The following is a 2,743-nucleotide window of genomic DNA, read 5'->3' on the forward strand; positions in this document are numbered from 1 at the left end:
TGACATATAATATTATAGCTATTGCATTTATGTAATATTACATGTTTAAATTGCATTATATAATCACTTTGCTAATAAATGTGTTACGCCTAACCCTGCGAAATATGTGCAAACTTCTAACTTTAATTACTGTACTCCTGTGCACAATAATTGCTCCTTTAAAGTCTAATGGTCAGTTTTCCTCTATAATGGACTTAAGCCCCTTGCCAGCCAGGGATTTTGCAACCAAAGAAAAACCTCAGTCTAAAGTTTTTTTTATGGATGATAAATACTGGGCTATTCTGGCAAACGATACTGGTACGCATTTGTGGAGCTTAGAAGACAATACTTGGAAGCATGCAAAGCAACTAGTGACTAAAAATTCAAGAGCTGATTATGTAATCATAGAAAATACAGTCCATATTCTTCTCTATTCAGGCTCATCTACTCAATTTCTATCAATTGAGTATGATAATACAAAAAAACAATTTAAGAGCTGGAGTAAAAACAAATCAACTATTGAAATCAATTTGGAAAAAGAGGTAGAAGTTGCCTCTATTGATAAAGACAAGACTGGCAGGTTATGGGTGGGGTCTACCGGAGATAATGGCAAAGTAAATGTACGTTGGAGCGATGCACCCTATACGCAATGGAGTGCACCAATCACGATAGAACAAGGTCTGCACTCTGATGATATCTGCGCAGTAATCTCACTTCCACAGTCTAATCAAATAGGTGTTTTATGGTCAAATCAGAATACAAAACGTTGGGGTTTTAAAACACACAATATAGGCGATGATATAAACAAATGGTCTAAGGATGAGATCCCTGCTTTACAATCCGCCTTAAGTCAAGGCACAGGAATGGCAGATGATCACATCAATATGAAGGTAGCATCTGATGGCACATTGTACGCTGCTATCAAAACTGGTTACGACAAAATAGGTTATCCACTCATCGCTTTACTGATCAGACGTCCATCCGGAGTATGGGATGAACTGTATGAAGTATCTCAAAGTGGTACCTTGCCGATTGTCTTGCTTAACGAAGAGCAGAATCTAATAAAGGTAGTATATACTTCTGCTACTTATGGTGGAGATATTCTTTACAAGGAATCTTCCACTAATAATATTTCATTCTGCAAAACCTATACTTTGATAAAAGGCAAATACAATTATGCTTCGAGTATTAAAAAAAGTTACAGTTCAGAGACTTTAATCCTGGCGTCAGATGAATCTCAAGTAGTAGGAGTACGAGTATCCGATAGCTCAGTTGAAAGAACTCCTTTCGCTTCAGATTGCCAGGAGGAAGAAAGTCAACTAAACTTTAATGCCATTCCTAATCCGTTTTTAGGTAACACCACAGTTCATTTTAGATTATCAGAAAGTATCCCATATTCGTTAACTCTCTACAACAGTAATGGCGCTAAAATATCACAAGTCTACAGTTCAACTGCAGTAGCGGGCAAGCTGAATAAGTATGATATAGATGCTTCCTCACTAGCAAGGGGGTTATACATTCTAAAACTTGAGACTAGCAATTTTGTGAAATCTATAAAACTTGTACATGAACGCTAATCTGCAATAATTATACAATTTTACCCTTTCTTCCCCTCATTCCCGTATTACCCCATGTGAATACAGGGGTTTTATGAGCATACCGGAAACGAACGGCATATTTGCGTCACATTATTTATTGAAGGAACAGCTTAGTTCAGGGAGGGTTGAAGAAGTCTGGAAAGCAGAAGACTGGACTGCGGAAGGGGCTCCTGTCACGCTGAGGCTGTATGCGCCTCATATCCGGCTCGATCATCACAGCCTGGAACAGCTGCAACGGGAACAGGAACAACGGGCACAGCTACAGCATCCACACCTGCTTACGCCTACCCATTTTGGGGTCTATGAAGGTATACCTTTTGAAGTGGCTCCGCTTCACTTGCAGCAAACCGTGGCACAGGCCGCACCGCTTCCGGAAAACCAGATAGCCCGACTGATCGCCCAGGTAGGTAGCGCCCTGGAGTACCTGCACACACAGCAACCTCCCGTGTTGCACCGGCAGATCAACCCGGACAATATCATACTGGATGCACAGGCAATTACCTCCTGGCCGTACCTGCGTTAAGCAATCAACTGCGCACGCTCCTGCACCGGGCTACCGGTACTCCCTTGGCCCAGGGCACAGCCTATGCTGCTCCTGAGCTGTTTGGCCCCCATCCCGTGCACTCGGGAGCAAGCGACGTGTTTGCCCTAGGTGTGAGTCTGTACGAGCTATGCACCGGAGAAACTCCGTGGCTCGGCAATGGGGGGCTGAGCCTGAGCCAGGGGGCAGAGATTCCAATCATTGCAGCGCCCTACTCCCGTATATTGAGCAATCTCGTACGAGCCTGCCTGCACCCCGACCCTGAAAGAAGACCTTCGGCACAGGTACTGGTTGAAGAAGCTACTTATTACCTCGAGTATGGGAATTGGAAATCCTATGGTGCTTTTGGCAATGTGACGGCAGAGTCGATCGTGTATAAGAAGAGATCACGCTTATGGCCAGTGCTGCTCATACTGTTGCTGGCAGGTGCGCTGGCTGCCGCTTACTATTTTTTTGTATGGAAGGCACCTGGCGAGGAGATGGCTGCTGATGTTGCTGTGACCGCCACTGATACAACGTCTGCCCAGTCGGCCATCACGGACACCACAGCTGCGGTCCGCACACCGGAGGAGACTAAGCCAGCCACTCCGGTCAAAAGGCAGGCTGCCGTCCGGAAGCCGCAAGC

Annotated in this window: 3 protein-coding genes; all 3 read left to right on the forward strand. The window is 44.7% G+C overall.

All coding sequences use genetic code 11. The annotated features are described in order from the left end of the window. Positions 1 to 104 precede the first annotated feature (104 nt). Positions 105 to 1,556 (forward strand): T9SS type A sorting domain-containing protein, encoded by a 1,452-nt coding sequence (locus O71_RS20370; RefSeq protein WP_007660918.1) that lies wholly within the window; start codon positions 105 to 107, stop codon positions 1,554 to 1,556. 73 nt (positions 1,557 to 1,629) lie between these two features. Then, positions 1,630 to 2,100 (forward strand): protein kinase, encoded by a 471-nt coding sequence (locus O71_RS26785; RefSeq protein WP_007660920.1) that lies wholly within the window; start codon positions 1,630 to 1,632, stop codon positions 2,098 to 2,100. Positions 2,101 to 2,144: 44 nt separating this feature from the next. Further along, the coding region (locus O71_RS26790; protein WP_007660922.1) for a protein kinase at positions 2,145 to 2,743 on the forward strand (599 nt) is incomplete at its 3' end.

This window comes from Pontibacter sp. BAB1700 (assembly GCF_000277005.1).
Lineage (GTDB): Bacteria > Bacteroidota > Bacteroidia > Cytophagales > Hymenobacteraceae > Pontibacter > Pontibacter lucknowensis.